Raw genomic sequence first — 15,970 nt, 5'->3', positions numbered from 1 at the left:
CCGCACTAGTTACCCACTGCATTGACAATGCGTATCTGTTTTTCGTCCGGAACCTCCTGATAGGACAGTACCCGCAACGACGGAATGGTATTTTTGACAAACTTAGCGAGCGTTGACCGTAATACACCGGAAGTCAGTAATACGGCAGGCTCCCCTTTCAGCTCTTGTTGCTGAGTGGCCTCGGTCAGTGAGCGCTGTAGACGCTCTGCCAGCCCTGGCTCGATGCCGGAAGATTCACCTCCGGCAGACTGCATAGTTTTATGCAATATTTGTTCCAATTCTGGAACTAAAGTAATCACTGGCAACTCTGGCTCTATACCATTGATTTCTTGGCAAATTAGTCGCTTCAGCCCAATTCGGACAGCGGCCGTCAGAATGTCAGGATCTTGACTCTTGGAGGAGTACTCGGAAAGGGTCTGCACGATTGTCCGCACATCCCTGATCGGGATCCCTTCATGAAGCAAGTTCTGCAACACTTTCACTACCACACCCAACGAAAGCTGATCGGGAACAAAGCCCTCGACAAGCTTGGGTGTAGTCTGGCTCAACATCTCAAGCAAATTCTGTACTTCTTCATGGCCGAGCAACTGCGAGGCACTGTTGGTCAGGATCTGGCTCAGGTGGGTCGCCAATACTGTTGCAGAATCTACCACGGTATAGCCAAGCGCCTGGGCATGTTCGCGCTGCGACTCCATTATCCATACAGCTTCAAGACCAAAGGCCGGATCGGTGGTCGCCTCGCCATCGATGGTTCCAAAAACCTGCCCCGGGTTAATGGCCAGTTCCATATTCGGGTGAATATTGGCTTCCCCGCAGGCCACACCCATCAGGCTCAACCGGTATGTATTGGGCGGTAACTCCAGGTTGTCGCGAATATGAACAGGCGGGATCAAAAAGCCAAAGTCCTGAGACAGCTTTTTGCGCACCCCTTTCACCCGCTCGAGCAACTCACCGCCCTGCTCTTTGTCGACCATAGGTATTAGACGATAACCCACTTCGAGGCCAATAACGTCGACAGGCTGCACATCATCCCAAGATAGTTCTTTCTGCGTCGGTTGGGCGGCCAGTTCCGTCGAGGAAGACGTTTCAGCCTCCGCCACCGCAGCCGCTTTTTCTTTCTTGATCCGCCAATAGGCAAAGCCCCCGATAGAAGCTGCCAGCAACAAGAACGGCACATGCGGCATCCCCGGCACAATCCCCATCACAAACAAGATCACCCCGGTAATAATCAGGGCCTGGGGATTATTGAACATCTGATAAACGAGCTGCTGCCCCATATCCTCGTCAGTATTTTGACGAGTCACCATCATGGCCGCGCCAATTGACAGCAACAGCGATGGGATCTGCGCAACCAGACCATCACCGATGGTCAGCAAACTATAAATTTCTATCGCACTGCCAAAGTTCAGGCCGTGCTGGCCCATACCAATCACCAGGCCGCCGATGATATTGATGAACAGGATCAGGATACCGGCAATGGCATCCCCTTTGACAAACTTCGACGCACCATCCATCGAACCATAGAAGTCAGCCTCCTTGGTCACCTCAAAACGGCGAGTTCTGGCCTGCTCCTGATCTATCAGTCCTGCGTTCAAATCCGCATCGATGGCCATCTGCTTGCCGGGCAAGGCATCAAGGGTAAAGCGGGCACTTACCTCGGAGATACGACCGGCACCCTTGGTGACAACCATAAAGTTAATGATCATCAAAATCAGGAACACCACCAGACCGACGGCATAGTTACCGCCAATCACCACCGAGCCGAAGGCGTCAATGACCTGACCGGCCGCATCGGGCCCCTCGTGCCCGTAGAGCAATACCACACGGGTTGACGCCACGTTCAGCGCCAGACGCAACAAGGTGGCTATCAGCAACACGGTAGGGAAAGCCGCGAAATCGAGCGGACGGCGGGTATAAACAGTAACCAGCAGTACCACAAGAGCCAGGGCAATATTGAAGGAAAAGGCCATATCCAGCAGTAACGGAGGCATAGGCAGCACAACCATTGCCAAGGTTGCCAAAACCATGACTGGTGCGCCTATTGCTGGCATAGATTGCAGGCGTGATAAAGGTAATTTATCCGCAAAAGGTATCGAAAGCTTCATTCAATCTTTTTGTTGTTGGTGTGGTACTGACGAACAGTGAGAGCGGTCTATTTTATCGCTTTAACGTTCAAACAGGAACCTTCAAAGCAATAATCATACCTCCCAAACCGTCAACAAATTGACGAATCTTCGTATCAATATGATCTTTACGAATTAATATCGCATATCTGATGGAACATTTGTTGCTTCCTTTGAAAGCTGCGGTTTGGTTCCCTTGCCTTTGCGATATTGCTTGAGCTGGAAAATATAAGCAAGAACCTGTGCCACAGCGGCAAATAGCCCGTCAGGAATTTGTTGTTCCAACTCGGTAGTATGGTAAAGCGCACGCGCTAGCGGCGGCGCCGGCACGATGTCGACATCATGCTTATTGGCTATTTCCCGTATTTTCAGGGCCAGATGGTCGATACCCTTGGCAACCACAACCGGTGCCGAGTCAATATCCGGGTCATAGCGCAGAGCAACAGAAAAGTGTTCCGGGTTGGTAATAACGACATCGGCCTGGGGAACATCGGCCATCATCCGCCGCTGGGCCATCTCGCGCTGCAACATTCGGATCCGCCCTTTTACCTCAGGCTTACCTTCGCTGTCCTTAAACTCGTCCTTCACTTCCTGCTTGGTCATTTTTAGCTGCTCGTTATGCTGCCAAATCTGATAGGGGATATCGATGGCAACCACAATCAGCAACGAGCAACAGATCAACAGGATAAAACCCGACAAGATATCGAGTGCGTGGAACATGTTTTGCGGGTAGATTTCAACGCTCAGCTGGAAGAAATCCTCCAGATTGGCCAGCATCAGATAGAATGCGACCCCTGCCACCAGCGCCACCTTCAGAATCGATTTGATCAGCTCGACAATACTCTGCTTGCCAAGCATTCGCTGCAAACCGCTGATAGGATTCATCTTGGAAAGCTTCGGCCGCGCCGCCTCGGCGGAAAAACTCACTCCCCCCAGCCCGGCAGCCCCTACCAGTGCTGCGACAAACAGAAACACCAGCACCAGTACCAACGGCAAAACTACATGCCATACCGAACCGGTGATCACGGAAAATAATTTATTGAGATCGAAGATTTCCTCCCGGCTAAGGGAAAACATCTTCATCATCATCTCAGCCAACCCCTTGCCGAGGGTTTCGCCAAACCACATGAGGCCGACGGCACCTGCCACCAGCACAGCTACTGAAGCTAATTCTCTTGAGCGCGGTACTTGCCCCTTTTCCCGCGCCTGCTGAAGCCTTCGGGGCGTGGCTTCTTCGGTACGTTCCTGACCGTCAGATTCAGCCATCTCAGCAATCTACCCTAATCAAACTGCATATCTGGCCGAAGCCGATATCCCAGTGATATTCGTACTGCGGCAACATTGCCGCCACCAGAAACCAGCTAATCACCAACCCCAGCAACAGGGCAAAGGAAAAGCCGAGCGAAAAGATATTCAGCTGCGGCGCAGCACGGGTCATCACACCAAATGACAGGTTAACAGTCAGCAGCGCAATAATCCCGGCCAGCGCCATATTGAGCCCGGCCTTGAACATGTGACCAAACCAACCTGCAAGCTGATAGTAATCAACCGGCTGTAACATCGACTCGCCAATCGGCAAGGTCTTGAAACTGAGTACGACCATGTTCAGCATGGTCAAGTGACCGTCGGTAGCAAGAAAAAGCATCACGGCCAGAAACATATAGAACTGACCCAGCACCGGCGTATTCTGCCCGTTGGCCGGGTCGACCATAGAGGCAAAGCCCAGGCTCGACTGCATACCCAGGATCTGACCCAGCAAAACGAAAGTCTGGGTAACGAACTGGGTTACCAGGCCCATCGATATACCAATCACCACCTGCTGCGCAGTGGTCAGAAAGCCACCAATAGATAGCAGTTCGATATCAGTGGGTACTTTCGGAAGGGCCGGCATGACCGCAAAGGTAATTGTAACGGCAAGATAAAGGCGAATTCTCGGCGACACAAAGCGAGCACCGAAAAAAGTCATGACCATCATCATGGCCGCAATCCGTGTCAGCGGCCAAAAATAATTGGCAATCCAGTCCAATAGCAGTGCTGATGGGTAGGACATAGCGTTACTCACTCACCATAATCAATACCTACCGCCGTCAGTACAGCAACTGAGGGATCTGCTCAACAATGCGGTAGAAATAATCTATCAGCATCTGAGTCATCATGTGGCCGAAAAACATCAGTGCCAGCAGAGTCACAATCAGACGGGGCAGAAAGCTCAGAGTTTGTTCGTTGATCGAGGTTGCGGCCTGAAAAACCGCCACCACCAAACCAATAAGCAAGCCCGGCACCACAATTGCGCAAACCATGACCAAAACCATGTATAACGCATCCTGGAAAATCTCGACAAACGCTTCAGGTGTCATTCGCTATACTCCCTTGCCTAAGTCCCAAAACTACCGGCGAGGGTCGACAGTATCAGATTCCAACCGTCAACCAGTACAAACAGCATGAGCTTGAACGGCAGAGAAACAATCATTGGCGATAGCATCATCATACCCATCGCCATCAGTACCGAGGCAACCACCAGGTCAATGATCAAAAAAGGCAGGAATAACATAAAGCCGATCTGAAAGGCGGTTTTGAGCTCCGAGGTAATAAAAGCCGGGATCAATACGGTGATTGGCACGTCCTGTGGGTCGGTTGCATCCGACCCTGACATATTGACGAAGCTTTCAAGGTCTTTGACCCGAGTTTGCTTCAGCATGAACTGGCGGATCGGGATCTGAGCGGCAGACAATGCCTCGGGGGCGGTGATCTGCTCGTTGATATAAGGCTGCAGCGCCGTGGTGTTAATCTTGTCGAGCACCGGAGACATAATAAAGAACGTCAGGAACATGGCTATACCGATGATAACCTGGTTCGACGGTGTCTGCTGCAGGCCCATTGCCTGCCTGAGAATCGACATCACCACCACGATACGGGTAAAGGATGTCATCAGGATAACAATGGCTGGCAGGAACCCCAGCGCCGTCATCAGGGCGAGGATCTGCAGAGTCACCGAGTAGTCTTCGCTGCCGTCCGGGTTTACCGTCACGGAAAAAGCCGGTATCCCGCCGCCATTTCCTGTCGTCATCAGCTTGGTTGTACCAGCTTCGCCCTGCATCTCACTGAGTGTCACGCTACTGCCGGCCGCGGACGACAAACCAGGGTCAGCCGTTTCAGCCAAAACAGGAAATGCGAGGAGAAAGCTAAAAGCCGCCAGAACGGCGGCAATAAGATTATTTTTTAACATTCTTTTTCAGTAACTTCGTCAAATGGCCTGCAAACTCACTGCCACTTTGAACCTCGTTCATCGACAGGGGCTGCTCCAGCTTGCTCAGCAATGAGATATTTTGCTGGGTGATCCCAACCAGCATTTGCTCTTCGCCAACCTGCAGCAGAACAATCCGCTCCCGCTGTCCCACAGGTAGCTGGCGCAGGATCTTCATATTGCCATCGCTTCCCTGGATACCGGGCAGTTTCATTCGCTTGAGCAACCAGGCTAGAAACAAAATCAATATCACGACCAGCGTCAGGGCTGCCAGGGTCGTTGCAATGTTCATGTCAGCCGGCGGCGCTGCCAATACTGGCATACTGGCCGTTGCCAAGGCGACGCTGCCAGTATATCCAATCGTCCGTAACAAACTCATAGCCAACCTTAACGCAGCTTCTTAATACGTTCAGTCTGGCTGATCACATCTGTCAGACGAATACCGAACTTATCGTTGACCACCACGACTTCGCCGTGGGCAATCAGGGTACCGTTAACCATTACGTCCAGGGACTCACCCGCAACACGATCCAGCTCGACAACCGAGCCCTGGTTAAGCTGCAGCAGGTTACGGATACTGATCTGGGTACGCCCGACTTCCATGGAGATCGTAACCGGGATATCCATGATGGTATCGAGTTTGCGCCGCTCATCGTCGCTGATCGGTGAGCTGTCATCAGTCAGCTCTTCGAGTGGCGCAGGCTGAGCTGATTCGTCAATCGCTTGTTCTGCAAGTGCAGCAGCCCAATCGTCGGCAATTTGTTGATCATTTTGAGACATAACTTACACCTGTTATTAATCGTCTGAATTGTCGTTGTTGATATCAAGCAACGCCGATCCAAGTTCATCACGGTCAAGGAAAGCCAGATCGGTCTTCACCATATCCGGACGCTTGAGTTTCTCGGTAACCTTAAGGGCGATGTTGTCGCCGGATTTACCCATTTTTGCTCGATATGACGGCAAGTCTTCGACAAAGACCGTTGCCGCCTCTGGCATATCAATCGGGATAACATCCCCCGGCCGAAGCTCCATCAAATCACGCAACGACAGATCGACATCCATCAGCTTGGCACGGATATTAACCGGCACGTCCATAATCTCATCACGCAGCGCCTTGCTCCAGCGCACGTCGGTATCCATCTTGTCACTCTGAACACCGGCATCGAGTAACTCGCGGATTGGCTCAACCATCGAGTACGGCATTACCACATGGAAGTCACCACCGCCGCCATCCACTTCAATATGGAAAGAGCTGACAACGATGACTTCTGTCGGGCTGACGATATTGGCCATAGTCGGGTTAACTTCCGAGTCCAGATACTCGAACTCCACCCCCATGACCGGAGACCAGGCCTCACGGTAGTCCTCAAAGACCAGCTTCAGCAGCATCTGAACAATTCGACGCTCAGTCGGGGTGAACTCCCGCCCCTCGATCTTGGCGTGGAAACGCCCGTCACCACCGAAGAAGTTTTCAACCAGAATAAAAACTAACCTCGCCTCCATAGTGATCAGCGCCGTTCCTTTCAACGGACGAAAACGCACCATGTTAAGGCTTGTCGGGACGTATAACGTATTTTGGTACTCTCCGAACTTAATCATCTGAACGCCGTTGATCGACACCTCGGCGGTCTTTCTCAGCATGTTAAACAGGCTGATCCGCATATGACGAGCAAAACGTTCGTTGATCAATTCCAGCGTGGGCATTCGCCCACGCACGATCCGGTMTTGTGACGAGAAATCAAACGAAATGACACCAGCACCGCTGTCACTCCCGCTATCCTCATCATCTTCTACGTCATCGACACCATGAAGCAGGGCATCAATTTCGTCCTGAGTTAGTAAGTCACTCACATTAAACCTATTGCATTACAAAGCCAGTAAAGAGTACTCGCTCGACAACCTGGTTGCCGGAGACCTTTACCATGGCATTCTGGACTGAAGACAGTGCCTGCTGACGCAGATCCGCACGCCCGTTCGGGGTCCGAAGCTGCTCTACCGTTGCTGCACCGAAAGTCTGAAGCAATGTACTTTCAATCAGCGGAATATGTTGGCTGGCCGTAGACTCGTTACTGTCACCACGGACCATCAGCTGCACCTTCACCTGCACGAGACGATCTCGCTTGTCACCCGTTACATTAAAGATAAACGGCTGCGGCAGAATCACATAATAAGCCGGTTCGAGCTTCGCAGTTTGTGCCTGCGGAGCGACTTCGGCCACTTCGGCTTCCGGGGCATCATCGCCCATAAAGAAAAACCATGCGCCAGCACCGCCGCCAAGCAGCAGTACAACCAGTGCAATAATGATAATCAGTTTTTTCTTTCCGCCGGAGTTTTCTGCGCCTTCAGCCATAGTCCTTATAATCCTTTCTCTATCGCGACCGCCACTAGGGGGTCATTGTTATTATGCATAATAATCGACGCTGTCAGATGACTGACTCACGTACATATCTACGGGCTCAGAGCCTCCCGACTCTGCATGCTGATGGCGTGTGCCACCATTGCCCTGTTGACCGCCACCGCTATTTTGCTGGCCAGCATTGGTCTGGTTTTGTTGCTGGTTCTGCTGCCCGGCAAACTGCTGGCGCGAGCTATCTTGCTGAACCGACGTTTGGGCCAGTTGCAAACCTTGCTGGTTCATCAATTCGCGAAGCCGCGGCATCGCCTGTTCGACCAGATCCCGGGTTTGCTGGTTGCCCACGGTAAACTGCACTGACGCCTGATCCTGATTCAGTGACAGCTTTATCTGTAATTTACCCAGCTCAGGCGGGTCCAGGCGTATGTCGACATGCTTGAGATTCTTCGACATCATAACCTGCACTCGCTCGGCAAGCTGATCACCAGCCTGCTCTTTGCTCAGTTGCAACGGACTTTGCGCCAACGCTGCTTCTGCCCGAGCCTGTAGTGTCGTCTGCCCCTGCTGCGTCGCCGATCCTGTCAGCGAATGCGTCAGCTCGGGAGATTTCGTATCACTACCCGCTTCAGCCGAAGCCAGCTCCATTGCCGCCATAGCGCCCGCGCCAACTGCTGCAGTCCCGGATGTACCAGCAAGCTGAGCCTCTGTTGCGCCGCTCGCCGATGCTGCCAGCGCCTGGCTACCCAGGCCTAAATTCAACGCCTGGGCCTGACCCGACTCGGGGGAGAGTGCAGGCTGACTAGCGGCTGCCGACAATGCCCCGCTAACAGCAATTGCTGCTGCCGTATTGGCCCCCGGCACATTGCTTGGTTTATTCTTACTATCCAATAACTCAGAAGCGACTTGCTGCTCCTTCGTCAGTTCCGCAGTTCTTGGATTGGACGATTGTAACAGATCCGCCGAAGGTTGAGAGGTTGTCTGGGTACTTTTCACCTCAGCCCCGGCGGCAGCAGTTGTCGCCGCCCCGAGAGAAAATGCTTTCAACATACCGTCATCAACCATACCGCCATCAGCACTGACGTCTTCGCCTTCCGATACAGGCTCAGAGGTTTGGGCTCCAGCCTGTTGAGCAGACTGGCCTTCAACGGTCTGCTGGCCCGGTACAGCAAAGACCTTAGCCAGTTCCTCCTGGCTGAGCCCGGCCGCGGGCTTTTTATCCTTTGTCGCGCTGACTGTATCTTTGCTAACACCTTCAGCCGCAACAACCTTATCAGAACCCTTGATGCTAGCCGCACCGACACCAGCCAAGGCGGCCGGAGCTAGTTCGGCATTACTCTGCCCTTGTGAAGCCTTGCTCTCAGCTTTCACAGCCTCTGCAACCGTACCCTCAGTCTTGCCTTTATTCTTCACCTCGCCGCTAGCTTCGCCTTGCAGAGGTTTTCCGGCTACCCCAAGCGGCACCTGCTCAGCCCCAACAGGCTTAACAGGCTTAACAGGCTTAACAGGCTTAACAGGCTTAACAGCCATTTGGTTAGGAGCCACTGACTTTTCTTGCAACAGCTCTTTATTCACCGGCTCGCTCTGCGACGCTGAGGCCGCCGATTTGGTCGCTAACGCCGACGCTGTTGCTGCCTGCGGCAAAGTTTTGCCATCCTGCCCGTCTTCAGCCGTCGATACCAGCTGCTTATTTGACGCCGAAAGGCGGTTCAGCAACGCCTCACCGTCATCCATTATCTTTTGCTTTGACGATGAATCAAGCGCGGTACTGCTATCTGGCTTCTGGCTGGCTGAGTTTTGCCCGTTTTGGTGATCTGTTGTTTGACTCTTGCTAACTTCAGGCTGAATCTCGTCGTTGTTTTTCAGTCGCTTGCCTGTTTCCGGCTCACCCTGCCCGGCCGTTGCCGCCTCTTTGGCAGCTGTCTGGGAAACCTCTTTGCCAGGCTGTTGCAACTCGGCTTCACCCTCTTCGGCTATATCAGACGATGCATGAGATTTCGCTACCGATGCCGCTTGTGGATCACCCTTAATGCTTTTCTCGTCCTTGACGCTTTTCTCATCCTTGACTGCCTGCTCACCCTGAATTTTTTCATCACCGGCGGCAGCTTGAAGCTCTTTGGCAAAACGCCCATCTTCCGGCGAGGCAACACTCTCCTCTCCCAGCAGCGCTGAACTGGCTTTTGCTCCCTCAGCTTTGGCCGAGGAAGATGAAGGGGTATCTGCTGTCAAAAAGCGAGATGAAAACATGGCGGTTCTTCAGATTAGACTAGTAATAATGCAATAGGATGCAAAAAATAAGCCAACAAGGCATACAAGGAGGGGTAAGTACAGACTAACGATGGATCCTACGCGCAAACTGCAAGGTGGCAAACTCATCCATCAATTTCTGTTCTTGTTTATCACGCAACCGTTGCCGCTCGTTATGTTTTTTTTCCAGCAGCCATTCAATGGAGCGGCGCTTTTTCCTGACCTCACTCCAATGCTCGCTACACTGCTCGACCTGATCCTCGAACTGTCTTCCCGCTTCCCTCTGTGTCACCAGGGTCTCGTCCAGCTGGCTAAGAAATTTTTGCAGGTGACCATAGGAACTGGCCGTTAAACCTTGCTGTCCACGGGCCGAAAGCTGCTTGCAGTAATCCAGTCGGTACTGCTCGATCTGCTTTAGCTGTTCCCGGTAGTTTTCCAACTCGGTACGGGCATTGCTAAGGGCAAGTGACGCCTTATGCTCGTCATCTTTGGTTCTTTCCAGAATCAGTTCTAGTGCATTGTCTGCCATTATTGCTCCCGTTTATGCTCAGTTCCGTATTCAGGTTCGTGACGGCCAGTTAGCCGCCCAGTGTGGAACGAAGCATATTCACACACATATCATACGGAACAGACTCTTTCATCGCCTGCTGCAGATAAGCATCCAATTTAGGCTTGAAGGTAAAGGCCTGATCGATAGCCTGATCGGTGCCGGGTTTATAAGCGCCAATCGATACCAAATCCTGGTTTTTTCGACATATCGACAAGATCTGGCGCACGGCCTTGGACATCAGCATATGTTCTTCACTGACAATGGCCGGCATAACCCGGCTAACAGATCGCTCAACATCAATTGCCGGATAATGACCGGCATCGGCCATCTCCCGCGATAAGACGATATGACCATCCAGAATAGCCCGCGAGGCATCGGCAATTGGATCCTGCAAGTCATCACCTTCTGTCAGTACGGTAAAGAAAGCAGTGATCGACCCCTGATGCTCCCCGCCGTTCCCGGCACGTTCAACCAACGCCGGCAACTTGGCAAATACCGACGGCGGATAACCTTTCGTGGCCGGAGGTTCCCCGACTGACAAGGCGATTTCACGCTGTGCCTGGGCAAAACGGGTCAGCGAATCCATCAGCAGCAAGACATCCAGCCCCTGATCCCGAAAATATTCGGCTATCGTGAGTGCAGTCTGGCACCCCTTCAGGCGCATCAGGGGCGAAGCATCTGCCGGTGCAGCTACAACGACAGCACGCTGACGGCCCTCAGCACCGAGGATTTCGTCAATAAACTCTTTCACTTCTCGGCCACGCTCACCGATAAGGCCGACCACCACGACCTGCGCCGTGGTTCCCCGGGTCATCATCCCCAGCGTGACCGACTTACCGACACCCGAACCGGCAAACAGGCCGATACGCTGACCTTTTCCGACAGTCAGCAAACCGTTGATGGCTTTCAGGCCAACATCCAGCGGCTCTTTGATCGGCTTGCGAGCCAGCGGGTTAATCGGCTCGGCGCTGAAGGAGGCGCGGTTGGCGGTATAAATATCCCCCAGCCCGTCAAGCGGATTGCCCACCCCGTCGATAACCCGGCCTAATAATTCAGGCCCAACGGGCAGTCCGCTGTTCTGCAGAACCGGAGTGACTTTGGCGCCCGGCATAATACCGGTGAGCTGCTCACTCGGCATCAGGAACAGTGTCTCACCGGAAAACCCGACGACTTCAGCTTCTATATCTCCGTTGAGGGTTTCTACCCGACACAGGCTTCCGAGCGGTGCCCGGCAGCCAATCGCTTCTAGCGTCAGCCCGACGACACGAACTAGCCGTCCGGATGCCACCGGACGACAGGCAGTATTATTGGTTTGATAGCGGGAAAGGCGTTCAGCCAAAGGAGCAGACATTACTGTCCTCCGTTATTCTGCTGGCTATTGGCCCCGTTGAATTGTTGTAACAGATGGCGAATACGATCTTCAATAAAGTAGTCTACGCTGGAATCACCGGACTGTACCTGCAGATCACCCCGGTTCAAAGCAGGCTCGGCCTGAAGCGCCCAGTGGCGTTCAGCCAAATTGTCTTCTCCATAGGCTTCCCTGACCAACGCCAGATCCTCGGGATGCAGGCTAAGCCGGGTATCTCGGCCAGCAATAGGAAGCGCACCGATAACGTCACGGATCGTATTCAGGATAACCTGCGGGTTGGTTTGAACCTCGACCCGGATTAGCTCCCGCGTCAGGCTGGTAACCAAGTTAACCACCTGAGTTTCGACTTCACTGTCGACTTGTTGCAGTGGGGCAGCCAGCTTTTCAATCAGCTGGGTCAGATGACTGACATGTTCGTTGATCTGCGCCTGGCCTTGTTCCAGCCCTTGCTGCAAACCTTGCTCCATGCCTTCCTGCTGCCCGGCTTCAAGCCCTTCGGCCTTACCAGCCTCAAGCCCTTCGGCATGACCGGCTATCCGCCCTTCCTCAAGCCCTTCTTCATAGGCAGAGTGGCGAATATCCTCAAGATCAGCAGCCGTCAGCGGTGGAGGACCCTGCTCTTCCTCTTCCTCAGGCAGCTCCGGTGGCCATTGCGGATCATAGCTGATCGCATTATCCAGCGGTGCTTCTTGTGCATCCGCATAATCCGGATAGGCCCAGCGTTCGAGCTCCTGGGCCTGGTGGTCCGAAACCCGCAAAAAGCCACGACGGCGGTCAGTACTCATAGCCAGCCCTTACGGCATTTTTCTCTTTGCTGGAAAGGCGAGGATTACAAGAATTCATCCGCGCCTCCGCCTGTTAGCATCAGCTCACCGGCATCAGACAGTCGACGGGCAATAGACAGAATTTCCTTCTGCGCCGCTTCCACATCGGCAACACGGATCGGCCCCATTGCCTCCAGATCATCCTGAAGCATCTCAGCCGCACGTTTCGACATGTTACGAAGGATCTTGTCACGCAGCATATCATCGGCACCTTTAAGGGCCTGCTGCAGCAGATCCTGAGGCACATCGCGCAGCAAGGTCTGGATACCACGATCGTCCACCTCGGCGAGGTTGTCGAATACAAACATCAAATCATCAATCTGGGTTGCCATGTCTTCATCCGCTTCGCGGATCTGATCCATCAGCAGCCCTTCGACGTTGTTGTCCAGGTAGTTCATGATTTCAGCAGCTGCCTTCAGGCCACCAATTTTCGCAGCCTGTGCACCCGCCTGGCCGGCAAACTGTTTCTCCATGATGTCGTTTAGCTCATGCAGTGCTGCTGGCTKAACTTCTTCAAGGTTGGCAATTCGCATCATCAAGTCCAGACGCACACGTTCAGGGAACTGCGCGAGGATCTCGGCAGATTGCTCCGGTTCCAGGTAGGACAGAACAATAGTCTGGATCTGCGGGTGTTCGTTAAGAATAATGCTCGCCACCTGGCGCGGATCCATCCATTTAAGGGAATCCAGACCGCGCGAGCCGCTGCCCATCAGAATTTGATCAACCAGGTTGTTGGCCTTGTCTTCCCCGAGTGCGGCCACCAGGGTATTACGAACGAAGTCTTCGCTCCCCATACCGATACTGGTGTATTTCTGGATATCTTCCAGGAAGTGGCGGTGAACGGCAGAAACCTTGTCCTGACTCAGATCGGCCATCGAGGCCATTACCCCACCGACCCGCTGAACCTGTTTGGGCTCCAGGTGACGAATGATACTGGCGGCATCCTGCTCACTGAGGCTGAGCAATAAGATCGCAGCTTTGTCTGCCCCGGTTAATGTCGAGACATCAAACTTTTTCTCTTCTGTCGTTGCGACTTCGTTAGCCATCTTCTGTTACCCAACTTTTCACTACTTGCGCAGCCAGATCCGGTTCATTGGCAACCAGCGCCCTGACGGCTTTCAGCAAATCTTCATCTTTATGCAGATTTGGCAAATCCAAACTACTGCTGCTCAGCTCGAGCGACTCGGCACCATCAAGCTCGGCACCAATCAGATCGATGCCCTCTTCACCGGCACCCAGCATCGGCATACCATTTTCGTCCAGCGGCGTACCGTCCGCCGCCTGGTTCGGGTACAGCAGCTTGCGCATCGCTGGACGAACAAGGACTACAACCACCACAATAATCACCAGCGCCGCTGCCAGCCAGCGTATCCAGGTATTAAAGTTAGGGTGCTCCCAGATAGGCAGGTCGGGAACCAGTTGTTCTTCAGGCAAGGCAAACGGCACTGAGATCACTTCCAGCATATCGCCGCGCAGTTCAGAAAAGCCCACCCCGCCTTTTAGCAGGCGGCTGATTTTGGCTAGCTCGGCTTCACTCACCGGAACACGTGTGATCTCGCCGGTTTCCGCATTGGCAACCTGTTTGTAGTCAATAGCGACCGATACCGTCTGGCGACTGACAATACCAGTCTGGGCACGTTTGTGCCTGATGGTCGTATCAAGTTCGAAGTTACGAGTGGACTCGCGGTGAACAGAGCCATTACTTGAGCCTTTACCCGACTGCATCTCGGCAATATCCTGAGGTATCGAGGCATCGGCCGGTGGCTGGTTGCTCAGTGCACCCGGAATACCGGCAACCACGTTGCCATTATTGTAATCTTCGAGCGTATATTCACTTCGTGTCGCCGGTGTAGCCGGATCATATTTCTTTCGTGTCTCTTCGATGGCACTGAAATCCATCGAGACATCAACCTGAGAGGTATAATTGCCCAGTCCGAGAACCGGGATCAGAATCGCATCAATTTTCTCGCGCAGAGCCTGCTCTTGTTTGCGTTCAAGTTCATATTCTTTGCGCTGTGCCGTAGCACTTGGGTCTTCGGTACCGGAGCTCAGCAGGCGACCATGTTGATCCGTGACCGTCACGCGGGTCGGTCTCAGCCCTGGTACTGCCGTTGCAACCATATCAACAATCGAGTCAACTTCCTGCTGGCCAAGCGAGCCGTTGGTGCCCAAAGTCAGAAATACGGTGGCAGAGGCTTCCTGGTTATGGCGAACAAACACACTTTGCTTTGGCATCGCCAGCAGCACCTGTGCTTTTCGTACCTGGCGGATCTGCTCTATCGCACGGGCCAACTGACGCTCACGGCTTAATTTTAGCCTTTCGCGTTCAAGACGCTGGGAAACACCGAACCCCATATCCTGCATCAGGATTTCATCACCTTCAGAAACGGTGTTGTTCAAACCCGCCCGGGTCATTTCCAGTTTTATCGACGAAAAAGAATCGGCCGGTACACGGATCGTATTACCGTCAAGGGTGTATTCGATCTTTTTCTGATCGAAATGATCCAAAATAGGGATCAGCTCTTCAGTTTCAAAAGTGCCTAGCGGGCGCATTTCCGGCTCTTTGATCCAGGCAACGACAAGCACGATCAATGCCACACAAATCGCCACAGACAGCACCAGAATAACCTGACGAAGTAAGTCAAGGTTACCCAGCATGCTGTCTACACGATTAGCGCTTTTTTCTTCTGTATCAGGATTTTGCAGCTCCAGGTCAGTATCTGTAACGACCGGGGCCGGGGCATTACCTGCAACGGCTAATTCGTTGTTTGAAGATGTTTCCGACACTCATTAATTCCTGAATTAAACTGGCATGTTCATTAACTGTTTATACGCATCCACCAGCTTGTTACGAACCTGGACGGTCGCCTCAAACGCAACACTGGATTTATTTCGGGCGATCATGACATCGGACAGCGACACACTGCGATCCCCCTGATCAAAACGCGTAGCCAGCTCGCTGGATTCTGACTGAAGGTTGTTCACCGTTTTAACGGCGTCATTAAGTACTGCGCCGAAATCCGAACTGACCTGCTGGCCTGTCGCCGGGCGAGTCGTGTTCTGGGCTTCCAGCTTCATAGCCTGCATTTCTGCTTGTAGTCCGTTGACTTTCATAATCTTCCCCGACAGTCAAAAATTTGTCACCTCAAAAAGAGGTGTGTTTTTATTGATTCGATTTCTTACTGCTCAACTTACGACTTTCTTTGCTGTAATTAGCAAGCTTACCGCCAGCATGACTCAAAAGACCAGCAAAATTAAAATTT

16 protein-coding genes are annotated in these 15,970 nt (G+C 52.9%); all 16 read right to left on the bottom strand.

Annotated elements, in window-relative coordinates; all coding sequences use genetic code 11:
* Positions 1-5 precede the first annotated feature (5 nt).
* Positions 6-2,105: a flagellar biosynthesis protein FlhA gene (gene flhA / locus L4D19_RS12850; protein WP_428452787.1), complete on the bottom strand. Its 2,100-nt coding sequence runs from the start codon at positions 2,103-2,105 to the stop codon at positions 6-8.
* A gap of 153 nt (positions 2,106-2,258) precedes the next feature.
* Positions 2,259-3,389 carry a flagellar biosynthesis protein FlhB gene (gene flhB, locus L4D19_RS12845; protein WP_428452786.1) on the bottom strand — a complete coding sequence of 377 codons (1,131 nt, stop codon included), beginning with the start codon at positions 3,387-3,389 and terminating at the stop codon, positions 2,259-2,261.
* A 1-nt stretch (position 3,390) separates the two neighbouring features.
* On the bottom strand, positions 3,391-4,173 hold the full coding sequence (fliR, locus tag L4D19_RS12840) for a flagellar biosynthetic protein FliR (RefSeq protein ID WP_075763967.1): 783 nt from the start codon (positions 4,171-4,173) through the stop codon (positions 3,391-3,393).
* Positions 4,174-4,210: 37 nt separating this feature from the next.
* Entirely contained in the window at positions 4,211-4,480 is a 270-nt protein-coding gene (gene fliQ / locus L4D19_RS12835) for a flagellar biosynthesis protein FliQ (protein ID WP_160648737.1), read from the bottom strand.
* A 17-nt stretch (positions 4,481-4,497) separates the two neighbouring features.
* On the bottom strand, positions 4,498-5,349 hold the full coding sequence (fliP, locus tag L4D19_RS12830) for a flagellar type III secretion system pore protein FliP (protein ID WP_428452785.1): 852 nt from the start codon (positions 5,347-5,349) through the stop codon (positions 4,498-4,500).
* Positions 5,336-5,746 (bottom strand): flagellar biosynthetic protein FliO, encoded by a 411-nt coding sequence (gene fliO / locus L4D19_RS12825; RefSeq protein WP_160648738.1) that lies wholly within the window; start codon positions 5,744-5,746, stop codon positions 5,336-5,338. Before fliO ends, fliP begins: the two co-directional genes overlap by 14 nt.
* A gap of 8 nt (positions 5,747-5,754) precedes the next feature.
* Positions 5,755-6,147 carry a flagellar motor switch protein FliN gene (fliN, locus tag L4D19_RS12820; RefSeq protein WP_075763959.1) on the bottom strand — a complete coding sequence of 131 codons (393 nt, stop codon included), beginning with the start codon at positions 6,145-6,147 and terminating at the stop codon, positions 5,755-5,757.
* Positions 6,148-6,162: 15 nt separating this feature from the next.
* Positions 6,163-7,218, bottom strand: coding sequence for a flagellar motor switch protein FliM (gene fliM / locus L4D19_RS12815; protein WP_428452784.1), 1,056 nt, complete (start codon positions 7,216-7,218; stop codon positions 6,163-6,165).
* Positions 7,219-7,225: 7 nt separating this feature from the next.
* The gene (gene fliL / locus L4D19_RS12810; RefSeq protein WP_428452783.1) at positions 7,226-7,717 is read right to left on the bottom strand and encodes a flagellar basal body-associated protein FliL; all 492 of its coding nucleotides are present in this window, start codon (positions 7,715-7,717) and stop codon (positions 7,226-7,228) included.
* Between the two features lie 51 nt (positions 7,718-7,768).
* On the bottom strand, positions 7,769-9,964 hold the full coding sequence (locus tag L4D19_RS12805) for a flagellar hook-length control protein FliK (protein ID WP_428452782.1): 2,196 nt from the start codon (positions 9,962-9,964) through the stop codon (positions 7,769-7,771).
* 85 nt (positions 9,965-10,049) lie between these two features.
* A complete protein-coding gene (fliJ, locus tag L4D19_RS12800; protein WP_428452781.1) occupies positions 10,050-10,493 on the bottom strand; it encodes a flagellar export protein FliJ in 444 nt (147 codons plus the stop codon).
* Positions 10,494-10,542: 49 nt separating this feature from the next.
* Positions 10,543-11,865 carry a flagellar protein export ATPase FliI gene (fliI, locus tag L4D19_RS12795; RefSeq protein ID WP_160648743.1) on the bottom strand — a complete coding sequence of 441 codons (1,323 nt, stop codon included), beginning with the start codon at positions 11,863-11,865 and terminating at the stop codon, positions 10,543-10,545.
* Entirely contained in the window at positions 11,865-12,668 is an 804-nt protein-coding gene (fliH, locus tag L4D19_RS12790; RefSeq protein WP_428452780.1) for a flagellar assembly protein FliH, read from the bottom strand. The genes fliI and fliH overlap by 1 nt, the downstream gene beginning before the upstream one ends.
* A 44-nt stretch (positions 12,669-12,712) precedes the next feature.
* A complete protein-coding gene (fliG, locus tag L4D19_RS12785; protein ID WP_428452779.1) occupies positions 12,713-13,753 on the bottom strand; it encodes a flagellar motor switch protein FliG in 1,041 nt (346 codons plus the stop codon).
* On the bottom strand, positions 13,746-15,494 hold the full coding sequence (gene fliF / locus L4D19_RS12780; protein ID WP_428452778.1) for a flagellar basal-body MS-ring/collar protein FliF: 1,749 nt from the start codon (positions 15,492-15,494) through the stop codon (positions 13,746-13,748). The genes fliG and fliF overlap by 8 nt, the downstream gene beginning before the upstream one ends.
* A gap of 15 nt (positions 15,495-15,509) precedes the next feature.
* The gene (gene fliE / locus L4D19_RS12775; protein WP_075763941.1) at positions 15,510-15,821 is read right to left on the bottom strand and encodes a flagellar hook-basal body complex protein FliE; all 312 of its coding nucleotides are present in this window, start codon (positions 15,819-15,821) and stop codon (positions 15,510-15,512) included.
* Positions 15,822-15,970 lie beyond the last annotated feature (149 nt).

The sequence above is a fragment of the Photobacterium kasasachensis genome, assembly GCF_050336885.1.
Lineage (GTDB): Bacteria > Pseudomonadota > Gammaproteobacteria > Enterobacterales > Vibrionaceae > Photobacterium > Photobacterium kasasachensis.
This window is presented reverse-complemented; position numbering and strand designations above follow the sequence as displayed.

Coding starts and splice junctions, on each gene's coding strand:
- fliE (WP_075763941.1), bottom strand. CDS start 15,821: ATGAAAGTCAACGGACTACAAGCAGAAATGCAGGCTATGAAGCTGGAA.
- fliO (WP_160648738.1), bottom strand. CDS start 5,746: ATGAGTTTGTTACGGACGATTGGATATACTGGCAGCGTCGCCTTGGCA.
- fliP (WP_428452785.1), bottom strand. CDS start 5,349: ATGTTAAAAAATAATCTTATTGCCGCCGTTCTGGCGGCTTTTAGCTTT.
- fliN (WP_075763959.1), bottom strand. CDS start 6,147: ATGTCTCAAAATGATCAACAAATTGCCGACGATTGGGCTGCTGCACTT.
- flhB (WP_428452786.1), bottom strand. CDS start 3,389: ATGGCTGAATCTGACGGTCAGGAACGTACCGAAGAAGCCACGCCCCGA.
- fliQ (WP_160648737.1), bottom strand. CDS start 4,480: ATGACACCTGAAGCGTTTGTCGAGATTTTCCAGGATGCGTTATACATG.
- fliH (WP_428452780.1), bottom strand. CDS start 12,668: ATGAGTACTGACCGCCGTCGTGGCTTTTTGCGGGTTTCGGACCACCAG.
- fliI (WP_160648743.1), bottom strand. CDS start 11,865: ATGTCTGCTCCTTTGGCTGAACGCCTTTCCCGCTATCAAACCAATAAT.
- fliR (WP_075763967.1), bottom strand. CDS start 4,173: ATGTCCTACCCATCAGCACTGCTATTGGACTGGATTGCCAATTATTTT.
- fliJ (WP_428452781.1), bottom strand. CDS start 10,493: ATGGCAGACAATGCACTAGAACTGATTCTGGAAAGAACCAAAGATGAC.
- flhA (WP_428452787.1), bottom strand. CDS start 2,105: ATGAAGCTTTCGATACCTTTTGCGGATAAATTACCTTTATCACGCCTG.
- fliL (WP_428452783.1), bottom strand. CDS start 7,717: ATGGCTGAAGGCGCAGAAAACTCCGGCGGAAAGAAAAAACTGATTATC.
- L4D19_RS12805 (WP_428452782.1), bottom strand. CDS start 9,964: ATGTTTTCATCTCGCTTTTTGACAGCAGATACCCCTTCATCTTCCTCG.